At 39.7% G+C, this 16457-nt stretch carries 14 protein-coding genes and 1 pseudogene; 14 read left to right on the top strand and 1 reads right to left on the bottom strand.

The genetic code is table 11. The annotated features are described in order from the left end of the window. Positions 1 to 2025, top strand: coding sequence for a M56 family metallopeptidase (locus BN3261_RS14450; RefSeq protein ID WP_227589185.1), 2025 nt, complete (start codon positions 1 to 3; stop codon positions 2023 to 2025). Positions 2026 to 2064: 39 nt separating this feature from the next. Beyond that, positions 2065 to 2487, top strand: a complete 423-nt coding sequence (locus tag BN3261_RS14455; RefSeq protein WP_059086962.1) for a winged helix-turn-helix domain-containing protein — start codon at positions 2065 to 2067, stop codon at positions 2485 to 2487. Between the two features lie 30 nt (positions 2488 to 2517). On the opposite strand, the gene BN3261_RS14460 is transcribed toward BN3261_RS14455, so the two are convergent. After that, positions 2518 to 3561 (bottom strand): DUF6076 domain-containing protein, encoded by a 1044-nt coding sequence (locus BN3261_RS14460; protein ID WP_059086626.1) that lies wholly within the window; start codon positions 3559 to 3561, stop codon positions 2518 to 2520. A 316-nt stretch (positions 3562 to 3877) separates the two neighbouring features. Between BN3261_RS14460 and BN3261_RS14465 the strand changes: the two genes are divergently transcribed. The 12 genes and pseudogenes from BN3261_RS14465 (at position 3878) to BN3261_RS14515 (ending at position 16386) form a co-directional block, all read left to right on the top strand. Next, a complete protein-coding gene (locus tag BN3261_RS14465) occupies positions 3878 to 4102 on the top strand; it encodes a helix-turn-helix domain-containing protein (protein WP_008707138.1) in 225 nt (74 codons plus the stop codon). Positions 4103 to 4282: 180 nt separating this feature from the next. Continuing rightward, a complete protein-coding gene (locus tag BN3261_RS14470; RefSeq protein WP_059086627.1) occupies positions 4283 to 5524 on the top strand; it encodes a plasmid recombination protein in 1242 nt (413 codons plus the stop codon). A 21-nt stretch (positions 5525 to 5545) separates the two neighbouring features. Further along, positions 5546 to 6250 (top strand): CHC2 zinc finger domain-containing protein, encoded by a 705-nt coding sequence (locus BN3261_RS14475; protein ID WP_059086628.1) that lies wholly within the window; start codon positions 5546 to 5548, stop codon positions 6248 to 6250. Next, positions 6159 to 7508 (top strand): virulence-associated E family protein, encoded by a 1350-nt coding sequence (locus BN3261_RS14480; RefSeq protein WP_110925829.1) that lies wholly within the window; start codon positions 6159 to 6161, stop codon positions 7506 to 7508. The genes BN3261_RS14475 and BN3261_RS14480 overlap by 92 nt, the downstream gene beginning before the upstream one ends. Positions 7509 to 7815: 307 nt before the next feature. After that, a complete protein-coding gene (locus BN3261_RS17820) occupies positions 7816 to 7992 on the top strand; it encodes a hypothetical protein (protein ID WP_173681220.1) in 177 nt (58 codons plus the stop codon). 127 nt (positions 7993 to 8119) lie between these two features. Then, complete coding sequence (locus BN3261_RS14485; protein WP_008707128.1) at positions 8120 to 8980, top strand: sce7726 family protein; 861 nt, start codon at positions 8120 to 8122, stop codon at positions 8978 to 8980. Between the two features lies 1 nt (position 8981). Continuing rightward, entirely contained in the window at positions 8982 to 9914 is a 933-nt protein-coding gene (locus BN3261_RS14490; RefSeq protein ID WP_059086629.1) for a sce7725 family protein, read from the top strand. Between the two features lie 2 nt (positions 9915 to 9916). Next, complete coding sequence (locus tag BN3261_RS14495) at positions 9917 to 10999, top strand: RES family NAD+ phosphorylase (RefSeq protein ID WP_059086630.1); 1083 nt, start codon at positions 9917 to 9919, stop codon at positions 10997 to 10999. Between the two features lie 113 nt (positions 11000 to 11112). After that, positions 11113 to 12648 (top strand): recombinase family protein, encoded by a 1536-nt coding sequence (locus tag BN3261_RS14500; protein WP_059086964.1) that lies wholly within the window; start codon positions 11113 to 11115, stop codon positions 12646 to 12648. Continuing rightward, positions 12635 to 12790, top strand: a pseudogene (locus tag BN3261_RS14505) (sporulation transcriptional regulator SpoIIID); the annotation flags it as partial. The gene BN3261_RS14500 and the pseudogene BN3261_RS14505, both read left to right, overlap by 14 nt. 183 nt (positions 12791 to 12973) lie before the next feature. Next, the gene (locus BN3261_RS14510; RefSeq protein WP_059086631.1) at positions 12974 to 13378 is read left to right on the top strand and encodes a hypothetical protein; all 405 of its coding nucleotides are present in this window, start codon (positions 12974 to 12976) and stop codon (positions 13376 to 13378) included. Positions 13379 to 13863: 485 nt separating this feature from the next. After that, on the top strand, positions 13864 to 16386 hold the full coding sequence (locus tag BN3261_RS14515; RefSeq protein ID WP_059086632.1) for a YfhO family protein: 2523 nt from the start codon (positions 13864 to 13866) through the stop codon (positions 16384 to 16386). The last annotated feature ends 71 nt before the right edge of the window (positions 16387 to 16457 follow it).

A 16457-nucleotide genomic window follows, 5' to 3' on the forward strand; every position in this document is an offset into this window, starting at 1 on the left:
ATGAGCCTGCTGCAAATGAGTTTTCTGGGAACGGTTATTATTTTACTTATTGTGGTATTAAGGGCTGTGCTTATCAACAGATTACCGAAGAAAACATTTTTGATTTTATGGTGGATTGCATTAATACGGTTATTAGTTCCATTTTCCATAAAATCAGTCACAAGTATTTATTCTCTGTTGCAGAGTATTTATTCTGATATAAACCCAGTGAGAACGGCGCAAACGACAACATTTTTACCCATTCATGGGAATATGCCTGAGATAGCAAATGGATTATCAGAGGCTATGGTACAGAGAACAGAATCCATTTCGATTTTGAGTGTAATATGGCTGGCAGGTCTGTTACTTTGTTTTGGATTTTTTGCGGTTTCCTATATAAAATGTTATCGGGAATTTCGATTTTCGCTGCCTGTTGAAAATGATATTTTGGAGGCATGGAAGGAAAAACATCCACTAAAAAGGAGTTTATCCATTCGGCAGATAGAAACTATAGCGGCACCACTTTCTTATGGTGTGATTCGCCCAGTTATTTTAATGCCGAAAAATACAGAATGGAAAAATATTTATCAGCTTCGTTATGTGTTGGAACATGAATATGTGCATATCAGACGGCTTGATATGCTTACAAAGCTGATAATGATTGCTGCAGTATGCATTCATTGGTTTAATCCTCTTGTGTGGGTAATGTATATTCTTTTTAACAGAGATTTGGAATTATCCTGTGACGAAACCGTAGTCCGTAGATTTGGAATGGATATAAAGTCGGTATATGCAACTGCTTTAATATCTATGGAAGAAAAAAAGAGCGGACTGACACCATTATGTAACAGTTTCAGTAAAAATGCGATTGAAGAAAGGATAAGAGCAATTATGAAGATAAAGAAGACATCTAAGTTTGCAGTAATTATAAGTGCAGTATTGGTAATTTGCGTGACAGGTGGATTTGCAACTTCCGCATCATCCTTGGAAAAAAAGACAGAGACAGCGCAAGAAAACGGTGAAACAACAGTTGCTTTAAACGAAGTGAATATCCGGGAAGATGAATCACTTTCAAGTTCGGATGTGGAATGGTGGACAGCAGAAGAGTATGCGAAATGGCTGGACGAGGAAAAAGAAGTTCTGCAGTCTATGATTGGTGAAAAAGCTTATACAGGCGGCGACGGATGGTTTGTATGGACACAGGAAAAGGTAGATGAGACGATTGCACTTTATGAGGATAATCTTCAAAAAATAAAAGATGGGATGAAGTTGTCGAAATCATCTGATGATGCAGTGGGAATTACAATGGCATATTCTCCGGAAAATATAGAATATGCGAAGCAGGAAGCAGAAACGGTCACCGAAAATAAAGACAGTAATGAAAATGTATTCAGCGAAGAACAGCTTTCTGAATATGCAAAAGCGGGAATAACTTACCAGAAAGAAACAGGATTTCTGATGTATGATGGAAAGACCATTGGATATTTCCGGGATGAGTTTAAGCCGGGTACTTATACAATAAGTTCCAAACGTGGAGGTACGCTTCGAGTTGAAGTGCAAAGGGAAAACTATGGCACCATCACAGACGTAAAGGCAGAACCGTTATCAGATGATTTTTGGTCAGAACCGGCGGCATTGGTTGAAAGTTCCGGCGGAGAAGCTGTAACTGCAGATGAAATGAAAGGATCTGTTTTTGAAGAAGGAGGAAGTGAGAACATAGCGGCTGATGACATGGGCGAATATAGCAGTGAAGAGGGAAAAGGTCTTAATATTGCTGTTCCACAGGAGTATGCTGATTATGGAGTATCCTGTGATGCTCAAGGAAACTGGGTTTATAATGGTAAGATTATAGCAGATTTATATGATGAGGGAAGGGGAATCTTTTCTAACAGCAACGGCACTATGTACATTGAAGTAACGAGAGACAAAAGTGGAAAGATTAGCAGCTTTCAAAAAGTAAGCAAAAATAGAATGCAGGAATTATTTACTGAATTTAATCCGGAAGCGGAAACATTTGCGGAATATAATTCAGAGGCGAAGCATTAAGTTAGTGCTAAATGAAACGAGGATGATTAAGTGGGAAAAATATTGCTGGTATCATTCGAGGGAGATGAGGAAGAGTTGGTAAATTCTGTTATTTCCGTGTTAGATTCCGGCAGAGAAAAATTCCTTTTTCAGGAAATACAACTTCAATCGAAAATAAGGCATAAGGGTATAGCGATTGATTTGAAACGGAGGGAAGTTGTTCGTGATAATAGAAAAATAGAATTAACTTACACCGAGTTTGAAATCCTGCAGTTATTAGCACAAAATCCAGGAAGGGTATTTAGTAAGGAGCAGATTTATGATGTAGTCTGGAAAGAAGCCTATTCTGGCGATTACAATATTGTCATGAGTCATATCAGCCATATTCGTGAGAAGATAGAAGATGATCCGGGCAACCCGGTATATATTCAAACCGTCTGGGGTGTAGGATACAAGTTTAATGAGAGGGCAGGCAGCGAGTAAATTCGCTGCCTTTCCTTTACAGGGATGGATTCAGATTTCGCTGAGTTTCAAGATAATATTGCTCTGCTGATACAGCCAGTCCGTGAATTCCGTTGGCTTGGTTGTTCCTGCCTTTACAGCTTTCTTACGCCGCAGAGCTTCTTTCTTAAAAAGGTCAAACGCAGTTTTCATTTCTTCCAGACGTTCAATCGGAAAATCAGCAGTTTTTTTGGATTTATTGATTTTATTACGCCAATTCTGGCATTCATTTTTATAAAGCAAATCATAGTTATTTTCTCTGGCTCGTTCATCAAATTCCCTTTTATTTTGAAGTGCCTGTGCTTTACGGCACTTATCACTGCATAGTTCATAACGCTGGTTTTTTGCCAGAAAATATTTTCCACAGACTTTGCACTGACGGAAACAAAGGCCCCAGTCATTCAGCCGATTCAAGTAATAAGTGATAAGCGGATAAAAAGAGCTGTAGGCAGCTACGCATTCTGTTCTGCGCCTATTATCCGGAAACCAAAGTTCAAGTCGAGTGATTTCAGCAGGAGTGTTGCGGAAATAAAGACTGCCAGTATGAAAACGTTCTGGTTTTCCGGTATCAGAATTAAAATTCATGACATTTTCTGTTTGGAATGCCTGAGTCAAAATTTGGATTTTTTCTATAAAACGATCACAGGCAGTATTACGGTCACGATATTCCCTTGTAACAAGATATTCATTCCAAATACGGAATGTAGCATACATTCTCACCGGATCACCGGTGAGATATTTTTTTGCCAGAAAATCACCAGCAGTCTGTTCCAGTGCAGGCTGTTTCCAACGGTTAGTGTGCAATGCATCACGTAGGGGAGCAAGTCCATATATATTCCAGTTCTTTTCTTTATCATATTCAAAATCTATCAGAAAACGTCCGAGAGGGCGCGTTATATCATGCATGACATCGTTATCTTTATTTCCGTCCAGTCGAAAACGGATTTGCTGTTCTGTTCCGATTAAAATTCGCTCCTTCATTTTGCCCCTGTCCAGTGCCAGAACGAAGAGGATGCGGTCATAGCAAGGCTCTTGCCTTATAAATTGATAAGCCATTTCTATTTACTCCTGCTTTATATGGTAATTTTAAAAACTATAATATTAGTTGCATTTATGGTATCGCGGAAATATTGAAAAGTAAAGATAAGATTGATATGATGCGGATGCGTGGTAATTTTGTACTATGCAGTATGTTTTGACAACTTTATAATCGTCTAACCTGAGATAAACCGCCATGACCTTCGATAAAAGAAGCGAGCGCATCCGAATGGATGACGTGTTGTATGCCTTGACAGCAGTATGACTTAGGAAACAGGAAAGATAAAACGGCAACGAGAAGCTAAAAAAAAGAAATCAAAAATGGAGGAACAACATGAGTGAAAATAAGAGATTAAACAATTATGATGAACTGCCTCTTGTACTGGATGTGGCTGATATTCAGCGGATTATGGGGATTTCCAGAGTAACGGCTTATGAACTGGTTCATACACCCGGTTTTCCGGCATTTCGAAGCGGCAGATTAATTAAGGTTAGTAAAATTGCTTTTTTCGAATGGATGGCAAAGGGGAATGGAAGGGTGCCGGAGAATAGTAACTAAATCTGGAGCAGAGCGGAGAGCGAAGTCTTTTGTGCAGGTTAAGGGCGGCAGCCATTGCCCAGTGAGTTGATGCGTGCGTCTACTCGTACTGGGTATTACCTGACGCAAATTCACGCAGGTTTGCAGCTTCGCTGCCTTATTTAATTTGGAAAAACGTGAAAAAGGAGGGCAAGAAAATTATTGAAAGCAACAAGACACAATGGACGCTCCGGAAAAAATGGCACTTACAATCCAAGGCATAATGATCGCCGTTTCAACTTGGAAAACAGTGAACATATTGATGTTGGAAGAGTCAGAGAAAATATTTACTGGGACTGTTACCGTGGCTATACCACAATGCAGAGCAGAGAAGATGATGATTCTCAGGATATCAGTTTTGAGGAAATTGAATGTACTTTTTATCAGGAACATTATGGAAAGTATATAGAAGCGCAGAATGAAAGAAATGCAAGAACCCGTCATACAGAGCGTAACCGATCTGTGGAAGATTTACTAAAGAACAATAAAACCTGTCCAGAGGAAACTATTTTTCAAATAGGAACAGTAGAAGAAGCTGTTTCCTATGAAATATTACTTGCAGTCGTACAGGATTTTACAAAGCAGTTCACAAATCGGTTCGGTTCTCATGTCCATATTCTGGACTGGGCACTGCATTTGGACGAAGGAACGCCGCACATTCATGAACGTCATGTTTTTGATTGTGAGAATAAGTACGGGGAAATCTGTCCCCAGCAGGAAAAAGCACTGGAAGAATTAGGGATTCCACTTCCAAAACCGGATAAACCTAAAGGCCGCAATAATAATCGAAAGCAGACTTTTGATGCTATTTGCCGGACAATGCTTTTTGATATAACTCGAAAATACGGGTTGCATCTGGAAGAAGAACCGTCTTATGGAGGGCGAGATTATCTTGAAAAGCAGGATTATATCCTGTTTAAGCAAAAGGAACAGATGAAAAACCAGACGGAAATACTGGATAGACTTACTTTGAAAATTGAGGATGTGGAAGCTCTGATCGATGAAGTTTCAGATATTGCTTACGACAAAGCTGTGGAGGTTGTGACGGATGAGGTCAGAGTGGAAACCCATAAAGAAGACATTCGTCTGGTAGAACAGTCAAAGGCGTGGGTGCTTTCCCCTGAGCGCAAGGCTTCCCAAAAAGAAAGAACTTATGCTGCAAGTCGATTGGACGGAGTAATTACCAAAATTACAAAAGCTATGCAGACAGCAGTTAAAACAATCCAGACCACGCTGATAAAACCGGAAGTCAAAAAGGTGAATACCGAACAGATTAAGAAAAAAGCCAGAAGTTCCATTCTGGATAGGCTGGCAAAAGCAAAAATTACTGCGGAACAGGAGAACCGAGAGCGATGGGAACACGAAGGAAGAACTAAATTGGGAAGGAACGATATGGAGTTGTGATGTAAAGAAAAGAGGAAAAGGATGAATATATTTGAAGCAGTTAAACAGTCTGTGACTACCCGGCAGGCTGCAGAAAGCTATGGAATACGGGTAAACAAGAATGGAATGGCGGTCTGTCCATTTCACCGTGACAAGAATCCAAGCATGAAAGTGGACAGGCGTTTTCATTGTTTCGGATGTCAGGCAGATGGGGATGTGATTGATTTTACGGCACACTTGTACAATTTAAAACCAAAAGAGGCGGCAGAGAAATTGGCAAGAGATTTTTCTATACATTATGAGAACATGGGGCACAGCCCGCCACAGAGAAAACAAATCAAACGACAGCTAACACAGGAACAGAGGTATCTGCAGGCAGAAAATAGATATTTCCGTGCACTGGCAGATTACCTGCATTTGTTGAAACAGTGGAAAGAAGAGTATCCGCCGAAACAGATGGAAGATGTCTGGCATCCGCTGTTTATGGAGGCATTGGAAAAAATATCAGAAACAGAGTACCTGTTGGATACATTATTATCAGGCACATTAGAAGAACGAGTTGCCGTAGTGGTAGCTCATGGGAAGGAGGTGACAGCGATTGAACAGAGAATTTCAGACTTTATCACCACAGACACGACAGGAATTGTGCGAAGTAATGGATATAATGGAAACGGAGTTGACAGTAGAGGAAATCAGAGAACAACTGGAAATGACACAGAAGGGTGCTGTGAAAAACAATCGGCATAACTGTAAGCTAATTTTAGAACATGATCCTCTGTTAAAAGATGTATTCCGGCACAATATTTTGACTGAGCAGACAGACATTGTAAAACCCGTGTGGTGGGAACGGATAAGCCCGGCATTCACAGATATGGATTTGAACTATATTATGCTTTATTTGGAAGAGACTTACGGTTTGACGATGGATAAGATTGTGCAGAAAAGTATTGTCCATCAGGCAGATCGGAACAAATATCACCCTGTCCGGGATTATTTGAACAGTCTGCAATGGGATGGGCAGGAACGTATCCGCTATGTGCTGCATCATTTTCTTGGTGCACCTGTGGATGAGTTGACCTATGAAAGTATGAAAATGTTTTTGCTGGGAGCTATTGCCCGTGCGTTCCGCCCCGGAATTAAGTTTGAATATATGCTCTGTCTGGTCGGGGGTCAGGGCGTGGGAAAATCTACATTTTTTCGTTTCATGGCAGTAAAGGATGACTGGTTCACTGATGACATTGGCAAGCTGGATTCAGAAAAAGTTTATTGTCAGCTTCGCGGTCACTGGATGATTGAAATGTCTGAAATGGTTGCAACGGCACGTTCCAAGAGTATTGAGGAAACAAAGAGCTTTCTGAGCAGGCAGAAAGAGACTTATCGGGATTCTTATGCAGTATATGCTCTTGATCGTCCGAGACAATGTGTATTTGTAGGAACATCCAATATTAAGCGATTCCTGCCGTTTGACCGTACCGGAAATCGAAGATTCGTTCCGGTTCAGACGAACCGGGCAGAGATGGAGGTTCATATCCTCGAAAATGAGAAGGAATCCAGACAGTATATTGATCAGGTGTGGGCGGAAGCAATGATGTTGTACCGTAATGGGAATTTTAAATTGGCGTTTTCAAAGGAAACAGAAGCACAGCTTGATAAATTGCGGCAGGAGTTCATGGCGGATGATACGGAGGCCGGAATGATACAGGCATGGCTGGATGAACATGAGGATAGGAAAGTCTGTTCATTGATGCTGTTTAAGGAGGCACTGGACAATCCTTATATAAAGCCGAAGAAGGCGGAGACAGACCGCATCTGTGAAATCATGAATACAAGTATTGTGGGTTGGAAACAGGGGACGATGACAAGATTCAAGGATTACGGTACACAGCGTTCGTGGGTATGTGTAAACGAAAACTGTAAACGAGACGCAAAAGACTTAAAAAATGAAAATGACTGGCATCCGGTTACTGAGGAGGAAGCCCGGCAGATGGAGTTATCCTTCCAGTAAAATGCCAGTCAGGTTTACGGTAGTTGGCGTGTTGTTTACGCTTTTATCTATGGTTATTGCTTTGAGTTGTAGAATTTGTAAACAGTAAACAGATATATAAGAGTAATTTGGTATTGAGGAAAGAAAACTGAAAAAACAAAAAGAATTAGATTTTTTGGAGCTTGTTTACAGCGGTGGTTTACAACAGGGGTGCCCCTTTGACCGGCATTTATTGAAGTTGAACAGGAATGACATTTGGTAGGACTATTTGAAAAAATATTTTCATAGTTATGGACAAGGATATACGGGAGGAGGTGGAAATTCCGCTATGAAAAAGAGAAAACTTAATTATCGATTCCATAATCCAAACACTGCGGAAGTAACCGCCGACTATCTGTTAAAGATATTGATTGAAGCAAATGCAAGTAAGGTGGAACAGGCAATACAAGAAGCAGCGGATGAGCTTCCCGAGCAGATGAATGGTACAGAAGGGCACTCTACATAGGAATGTAGGGTGTCTTTTGAGCTGTGTGTGGAGAGAGGAATAAAAGTGTCATAAAGAAAAACAAGGGTAGATATAGACAAATAAATTTGATATAATTAACCTGATAAAGTATACGGAGGTGAAAAGTATGGAAAAGAACAAATTAAATATTTTGAATAAAATTTTTTCTCGTAGTACTTTTCGCAACTGTTTTGATAATGGATATGATAAAACATACAGTCAAGTTGTTAGAAGATACGTCGATAATGGTACAGGAAAGCAAAATTCAGAATTGATAAGTCAAATTTATAATGTATTAAGAGAAGGTTATAGAAACGAATATTATTATAAAAATACATTGTTGAATAAATTATTATTAGGCATACATAGTGTGAATACGACAACCGCATTAACGGAAATTCCTATTGCAAAGTCTAAAGCAGATTTTGTTTTGATTAATGGTAAAGCAGTTGTGTATGAAATAAAAACGGAATTGGATAATTTTGATAGATTGGAAAATCAAATAAATGATTATTATAAGGCATTTGATCATGTAGCGGTTGTTACTTGCAAAGAAAATCTTCAGGTATTGAAGAAAAAGATAGAAATGATTGGAAAACCTGTTGGTATTTACATTTTGCAAAAACGTGGAACTATAACAACAATACAAAAGCCACAGGCATATAGCGTAGAGTTAGATGCTGAAATTCTTTTTAAGATATTGAGAAAACAAGAATACGAAGAAATCCTTTTTAATAAATATAAACATTTGCCGGATGTTTCAGAATTTAAATACTATTCAGAGTGTAAAAAAATGTTTTTAGAGATACCATTAGAAGAAGCATATTTATCAGTTTTGAAGCTTTTAAAAAAGAGAAGTCAAATTATAAAAGACGAATTTAGTAAGATTCCTTATGAACTAAAATTTTTGGCATATTTTATGAATTTGAAATCTGATGATTATAAAAAGATAACGAAATTTTTGAATGAATCCTATGGAGGTGTGTAAAATGTATTTTCCGTATTTACGTGGAAGACAATTTGAGTTAATTGCTTTGCGAGAATTGCTGGAAGGAAAACGTATTAGCGAAAAAGTTATTCCGATAATAGAACCGGTGAAACCATCTTCAACATTATTAAAAACATTAGAAACATTTGTTAAAAATGATAGAGAAATTGCGGTAGTATTTAATCCAACAGTGGGGGATTTCGCAAAAAAGTTGAAGGAAATGCGTGAAGAAGATTCCAAGGTTGCTAATGAAATGTATGATTTACTAACCCAAAATGATAAAGTGATTAAGTCTTATATCATGGATCGTGGTATTTTATCTGAAATAAAAAGTGAAGCATCTAAGAATAAATATCTTATTATAAATTTGAATAGGGATTGCTTGGATGACTTTTTGGATGCATACGAAGATACATTACCACGATTTACGTTAATTCCGGATGATAGAGCTTTTAGACGAGTAATTCCAGATTCAAAAGTTTTATTTGAAGATAACTTTAATAAGCAATCTAGAAATATTGATTATATAGACAATCAGGATGAATTCTTTTCAGATAGTCATTTATATTATCAGAATGAAAATTATGTTGGATTTGCAGATTATTCTGTTGTTGGAGAAGAATTTAATGAATCAGGATTTGCTCCGGTTGCAGTAGCGATTCATGTTGTTTATTTTGATAAAAAAAAGGAATTGCGGATACATCATTTTGTTTCTGATTCAAATGAGGGAATCGAAGACCCGGGTGGAAAATTTGGTGAAGCACTGGAAAAATTAGTTTACTGGTGTGACGAAAATAATGTACAGAATACATTAGGTTTACAAGGGTTTTATGATTGTTATAGTTCTGGAAAATATCCAGGTTTAGGAACAGTTAAGAAATATTCTATTATGCATCATATTGAGTTGGTCAGCAATTTCTTGGGAGGAAAATAATAATGCAGATTGGATTAGAATGCTTTTTGGATGAGCAGCTCAGTTCAATGATTGCAAGTGAAAATCGACATGGTGATTGCGAAATCCAACATAAAACGGATTGTATTATTTATGATACGGAAGAAGATCATTATTTAGAAGAGTATCTGGAAGAAATTATGGATGCTTTTACGGTAGCTAAACATCTTAAAGTTACCGAGTCAGATGTAAGGGCAGATTATTTAAAGAATTTTTTGAGTAAATGGAAAGTGTTTTCTGTTACAGGGGACGATATACAGCAGATCATTACAGCTATTTGTAGTGAACGGTATCAAGATGAACCAGAGTTATTTGACGAGAAGGTTACAATACGAGAATTCTTTTCGGCGGATACAATGGAACAACAATGTATCCTAAAAACTTATAATTGGGATGATTTTTGTTATAATATCAAGCATGTAAATAGATTTCATTCTCAGCAAGTTAATTTTGATCAATTAGAGAATTTGTTAAAAAACATGGTCATTGATATTCCGAAAGGTACTTTAAAATTATTTCGTTCAAGAATATGCGATGAGGATAGTTATACTTCTGGATATTCTACGAGAAAAATGGGAGTGCCACCAGTAGCATTAACAACGGCTGGACGAACAAATTCAGAAGGTATTCAATGCTTGTATCTGGCAGGTGATGAGGAAACCACCTTTCATGAAGTAAGAGCAAGGGATTATGATCATGTATCTGTCGGAGAGTTTATTCAAACAAAAGATTTGCGAATAGTGGATTTGAGTTTGTTTGATAAAATAGGTCCTTTTTCTATCCCTGATTTTGATATGACATGGTTTGCAATTAACATTGAAATCATTCGAAAAATTGGAGATGAGGTTGCAAAACCGATGCGACGATTTGACCGTGCATTGGATTATGTGCCAACGCAGTATATTTGTGATTATATCAAGCACTTAGGATATGATGGAATAAAATTTAAAAGTACGTTGGTTGATGGTGGAACAAATTATGCTATTTTTAATGAAAAGAAATTTGAATGTACGAATGTAAAGGTTGTTCAAATAGGAAACATTGATTATAATTGGAGTCCATTATAAGTATAAGGTTAAAGGCAAGGGAAAATGTGAAAGTTATCTCTTGCTTTTTTTACTTGTTTTGCTATAATAAAGTTGTAACAGAACGACTTAAATATAACAGAAAGGCACTGAATATGAATATAGCAGCTTACTGCCGTGTCTCCACTGATAAAGCCGACCAGCTCAACAGTCTGGAAGCTCAAAAGCAATTTTTTTCTGAGTACACCCAGCGTACTGGTGACAACTTAGTTAGATTATATGCAGATGAGGGTATTTCAGGCACGAAAATAAAAAATCGAAAAGAATTTTTACGCATGATGGCTGATGCTGAACATGGACTATTTGATATGGTAGTAGTAAAGGACATCTCTCGCTTTGCCAGAAATACTGTAGACCTTCTGCAGAATGTCCGCAAACTGAAAGCATTAGGAATCGAGACACAGTTTTTGACGGCCAACATGACCAGCATGGGAAACAGTGAATTTGTTCTGACAATCTTCGGTGCATTGGCGCAGGAAGAAAGTGCCAATACTTCAAAGCGTGTGAAATTCGGCAAGAAAATGAATGCTGAAAAAGGACGAGTTCCGAATATTGTGTACGGATATGATAAAACCATTGGAGATTACTTTAATTTGGCAATCAACGAGGGAGAAGCAGCTGTTATCAGGCAGATTTATAAATGGTATATCGAAGAAGGATATGGTGCCGCCAAGATTGCAAACATGCTGAATGCGAAAGGTATCCGAACAAAGCGTAATTGTCAGTGGAGCCAGAATGCGACGTGCCGGATTTTAACGAATGAACTTTATACCGGAAAAATTATCAACGGCAAGCAGGAAGTAGCTGACTTCCTGACTGGACAGAGAACGGAAAAAGACGAGACGGAGTGGATGGTAACAGAACGTCCGGAACTGCGGATTATTGAGCCGGAAATGTATGAAAAGGCACAGGAGATTTTGGAGTGCAGAAGCAAGACTTTTAAATTAACAAAGGAACGGCAGAGCAATAAGTATTTGTTTTCTACTCTGATTAAATGTAAGGAATGTGGCTGGTCATTTCGACGAACTGTTCGTACTTATAAGAATACTTATATTCGCTGGGTATGTTCCGGTCATAATGGACGTGGGGCGGATAGCTGCCCGAATGCTCAGACAGTGGACGAGGAAGAGTTGATTGAAGTTCTGTCCGAATACTTTTCCGAGCTGCTGAAAGCAAAGAAAAATGTAATTCGTCACGTAACAGGCGAATTCCAGAGGGTTTACAAAGCCAAGGATGAGAACCTGAATTACGAAAAGGAATTGAACGCACAGCTTCACAAGCTTCAAAAAATGCGTCAGAAATACATAGATATGTACACCGATGACCTCATTACACGTGAGGAACTGAATGAAAAAATCGGCGGCACAAAACAGGAAATCGAGCGTCTGGAGAATGAGTTGAAAATGGTTGCTTATCACCTGACAAAAGGTGAACAACTGGAAACAATCTTGAATCGCACGTTTAAAGAGATTGAAGATATTTCCGATGTTCACCAGATGACCAATGCACAGCTTAAACGGATTATCCAGAAAATTGAAGTAGACAAGGATGGTAACGTAGATATTTACTTACGAATCTTCGGTGATTTAGGCTTAGATGAAACCGTTCTAATTAGTGACAACCAAACATAAGGATTGCGTAGAACGCCTGAAAGTGATCAATCCGGCTCTGGCCATAGAAGTTCGCAAGGTACTGGATGTAAACAAGCAGGAGCGACATATCCGGGGAGGTATCGCTACCCGGGAAAAATATCTCCATGCTCACATGCGGTGAACAGGCGGGCCGGGTTAAATGCTGATCATAAAATATCAGTGTTTATGGAGCCGGGTAAACTAAAATATGAAGGTCTGTGTTATTATCCGGCTTGCTCTGGTTGACATACCTGATAAGATGTGCGAAGATTTATCATACGATAGAACAGCAAAATAAAGCACATAGGAAAGAGAGGATTTTATCATGCTGAAACAGTTATCCATCTATGCAGAAAATAAAAAGGGTGTTATGCAGAACATTACCGGTATCCTGAAGAACGAGGATATCAACATTCTGGGCTCTGTAACCAACGATAGCGCAGAGTACGGAATCGTACGAATGGTAGTTTCGGAGCCGGATAAGGCAATGGAGGCTCTGATTGCTGCAGGATATCTCTGCCACGTGATCGAGGTGATCGGAGTGGAGGTTGAGGATAAAACCGGAAATCTGAATGATCTGCTTCTTACACTGAAGGACAGTAATGTGAGCGTGGATTATCTGTACCTCTCCTTTAACCGTGATTCCGGCAAGCCGATCATGGTATTCCATACCGAGGATATCATGGAAGTAAGAGCCTGCCTGAAATCCAGAGGCTATACCGTTTTATAAAAACAGAATTTTACCGTGTGGTAGAGGCTTTTATCCGTTTGATAAATATTAAAATATTCTATATTATAAACACGAAATATCAATTTTGCAAACATATATGGCCATGCTATCATATATCCATAATAGTTCTTAACCTGTAAACAGCCACTTCAGGATATGTGAATATCCGTATCATACAGGCTGGGAACTAAAAAACTCATCACATAAAGTTAATAATTACACCCATGAAGAGATCTGTGGATCAGCGTACACAGATTCCTTCAGAAAGAAGCTGTTACGTCGGCGGAGTTTTCTGTGTCTCCAATGATGTGACAGCTTTTTTCTTTTGCTCTGAAAAAATTCGCAGTAATTTCACAAAAACATGATACAGTAGGAAAAAACGACGGAAAAGAAATAACAGTATTTCAGAAAATAACAGCCGATAGATAATTCAGCTGTCCAGAACAGAACGGCCTGGAATTGCTGCAGACAGACGAGGAAATGAAATGAGACCAATAAGAATACAGAAAGCGGAAAAAAACAAAAAACAGGGAAACAGAGGGTGGATCTATCTCCTGGCGTTTCTGTTTCCGGTGCTGATCTTTACGCTGGGCTTTGCATTGAAGGGTGTTTATCCTTTTGGAGAAAATTCGGCGCTGGTGGTAGATGGAGTCCATCAGTATACAGCCTTTTACAGGGAACTTTCAGAGCAGCTTGGAAAGGGAACGGGCTGGACCTGGTCTGCACATGCCATGGGATATAATTTTTACGGATTGTTTTGCTATTATCTCTGCAGTCCGTTCAGCTTCCTAATACTGCTGTTTATGAAATTCATGTATGTAAACGAGGCTGTCACTGCGGTGATCCTGATCAAGGCAGGGCTTTGCAGCGTATCCATGGCATGGTATTCCGGGAAAAAATATCCGGGCAGAGGAAGTATGGCAGTTTCTCTTGGCTGTATGTACGCACTGTCTAATTTTCTTATAGGCTATTACAGCAATGTGATGTGGCTGGACTGTATCATGCTTCTTCCGGTGCTTGCATATCTTATTGAACAGCTGGTGCATACCGGAAAATGGCGAGGGTATTGTCTGGTGCTGGGGTACTGTATTTTAACCAGCTATTATATGGGATTTATGTTATGCACATTTGCGGCTTTTTATTATCTGGCAGAGCTGGCTGCGGCAGAATCCGGTCGACGGCCGGAGAAAATCCGTTTTTCATTATTGAAATTTGCCGGGGCGTCTGTTGCCGGAGCCGGATTTGCAGGAATCACACTGATCCCCGGAATTGCTGCGGTATCCAGAACTGCAGCGGCGGAAAAGGCAGGCACCGGACTTTCGGGAGTGTACGGAGATATCTGGAAACAGCTGGGCGCACTATGCGAGGATTCCCTGTCCTTTGTAAAATCCGGCGACCAGGGAGATGTGAACCTTTACTGTGGCTGTGCAGTGCTGCTTTTTGCCGGAATTTATTTTCTGAATAAAGAAATCCGCACAGCAGAAAAAATCGTAACAGGTATATTGATCGTTTTGTATTTTGCGGGGATCCATATCACAGCGCTGAATTTGCTTTTTCACGGATTGCATAAACCTGTGGGAATCCCCAATCGTTTTGTGTTCATCCTGATATTTCTGCTGTTGAAAATGTCCTGTGATGCATGGGGAAATGTGGAAAATGAAAGCACAGGAAGAATTTTTGCCGGACTGATCGCTGCAGAGGGCTTCTGTATCGTTGTGGGGATCAAAAGTGGAAATATCTGGGGACTTCTGCTTACAGCAGGGGTTCTTGCAGTATTCTTTCTGGTTATGTGGACGGAACGGTGTATCTGTGGAAAACTGTCCGGTCATGCCTTCTGCTGTGTGGAGATCCGAAAGCTGGGATGTCTGGTGCTGGCAGTGCTGATCCTTGCAGAGACAGGAATTCACGGAATCGTCAGTATTACAGATAATGGAACCGCAAACCGTGATATTTATGTGGAAAGTGAGCAGGAGGTTTGTGGATTACTGGAATCTGCCGGTGTGGATCAGGTGGATTACCGTGCCGCCATCGTAAATCCTCTTGTGAGGAATGAAGAGATGCTGTATCAGCTGAACGGGATATCTATGTATTCCTCTACTAATACAGAGGTAATGTGGGATTTTGTAAAAAACATGGGCTTTGAAAATCTGGAAAATCGTTTTCAGTATGCGGGATCCACGGAAGTGACGGATATGCTTCTGGGAATACGATATCTGTTTTGCAGGAATACAAGAAAGCTTCATACTGTTTATAAAAAAATCGGAGAAAGCCAGTCCTTTGATCTCTATGAGAATCCGAGAGCACTGAAAGCAGGATATATGGTCAGTGATTCCGTACTGGACTATGCAATGGAAGGAACAGATCCACTTGAGGTTCAGAACCGGCTGCTCAGCGGTATTGCGGGAAAAAGACTGTACAAAATGCAGACGGTGTCTTCAGAAGCAGTATGGGCCGGGACTGTGGATTTTGATATTTCGCTGAAAGAAGGAGAGCATGGGTATCTTTATATCCCGGGAACAGAGCCGGAAACTGTAACGATCAACGGCCAGGAGCAGAAATCCGATTACTGGAATAATAATTTCCTGGATCTTGGCACTTATGATACGGATACGGTTGTGCATGTAACTGCGGAAACCGGAATGCAGGAAGCGGTTCTGGGAACTTACCGGGAATCGGACCTGGATGAGATCTATGAAATGCTTACTTCCCGGCAGATGGATCTGAAGAATGGAAAGGGTACCATAGCTGCAGCAAAGGATGGAATGCTCCTTCTCAGCATATTTTATGATCCTGATATGCAGATTTATGTAGATGGGAAAAAGGTCGATGGGAAAAGCATCCAGGGGCTTACCGGTGTAAAGCTTTCGGCCGGGACACATACGGTTACTATGAAATATCGGACTCCGGGGCTGCAGGCGGGAGCAGTTCTTTCTATATTAATAGCAGGAATACTGGGAATACTCTGGTATATCAGCAGAAGAAAAATGGGTATTTCCGGCAGGTTGTGACATCTATGGAGAAAACCGTGTAAAACCCCTGTAAAATCAGCAAAAATTCTTTATAAAACACCTTGACAAGC

This window comes from Blautia massiliensis (ex Durand et al. 2017), assembly GCF_001487165.1.
In the GTDB taxonomy this organism is placed as follows: Bacteria; Bacillota; Clostridia; order Lachnospirales; family Lachnospiraceae; genus Blautia_A; species Blautia_A fusiformis.